This is a genomic window from Paraburkholderia sp. GAS448, from assembly GCF_050435685.1.
GTDB lineage: Bacteria > Pseudomonadota > Gammaproteobacteria > Burkholderiales > Burkholderiaceae > Paraburkholderia.
The window spans coordinates 1-1,034 of the sequence record NZ_JBNDKT010000166.1; the positions used below are offsets into that span (position 1 = coordinate 1).

Sequence of the window (1,034 nt, forward strand, 5' to 3'; positions counted from 1 at the left end):
TGAACCGCCTCCGATTTTTCTGGACACGAATTTGGGGTAAAACGTGTGTCTGGAAATGGAGTTGAACATGCTGAAGAAGTCGAATGTCGATGAGGTTGTGCCGGGGGCGGTGGAAGGAGCGCGTAGCGCGACTGGAAGCGCCCCCGGCGCGGCCGCCGAAGTGAAACGGTGGTCAGCGAACCGGAAGAAGAAAGTCGTCCTGCGGCTATTGCGCGGCGAGCCGGTGGATGCCATTTCGCGCGAGGTATCGGTGCCGATATACCGGCTCGAAGAATGGCGCGAGCGTGCCCTGGCCGGTATGGATGCCGGCCTCAAGGAGCGCGAGAACGATCCGCTGGAGGCCAGGCTTGGCGAGGCGACCCGGCGCATTGGCGAGCTGGTCATGGAAAACGAGTTGCTGCGCAAGGAAAGGCAGGCTCGACACCCTTTAGGCAACCGGAGGTCGTCGAAATGAGCCGCACGATCTCCGCTGGCACCGGCAAGCCTTATGGGTTGGAGCGGGTCTGCAGGGTGCTCGGGTTCCCGCGTTCGACGATCTATGCCGCTCAGGCGCGCGCGTCGGGCAACGTGGTGCCACTCGTGGCACAGCGACGCGGCCCGAAACCCAGGATGCCCGACGCCGACCTGCTGGAGGCCATCCGGGCCGATCTGGCGGCCTCGCCCTTTACCGGTGAAGGCCACCGCAAGGTCTGGGCGCGGCTGCGTATCCTGCGCGATATCCGCGTCTCCCGCACCCGTGTGCTGCGGCTGATGCGGGAGAACGCCTTGCTGTCGCCGCATCGTCGGCCCCAGGGCAAGTCTGCCCAGCACGACGGCACGATCACGACGAGCCGCCCCAACGAGATGTGGGGCACTGATGGCGTGCGCATCGAGACCGTGGATGACGGCTGGGTCTGGGTGTTCTCTGCAGTCGATCATTGCGATGCCTGCTGCGTCGGTATCCATGCAGTCAAGACGGGCAACCGGTTCGCCGCCTTGCAGCCGATCGCACAGGGACTGCTGGGCGAATTCGGCGGCACGGGTGCCGAGGTCGG

2 protein-coding genes are annotated in these 1,034 nt (G+C 65.1%); both read left to right on the forward strand.

The window, feature by feature from the left end; all coding sequences use genetic code 11:
• The first annotated feature begins 67 nt into the window (after positions 1-67).
• On the forward strand, positions 68-454 hold the full coding sequence (locus P3T23_RS47835) for a hypothetical protein (RefSeq protein ID WP_429322978.1): 387 nt from the start codon (positions 68-70) through the stop codon (positions 452-454).
• The coding region (locus P3T23_RS47840) for an IS3 family transposase (protein ID WP_429322979.1) at positions 451-1,034 on the forward strand (584 nt) is incomplete at its 3' end. The genes P3T23_RS47835 and P3T23_RS47840, both read left to right, overlap by 4 nt.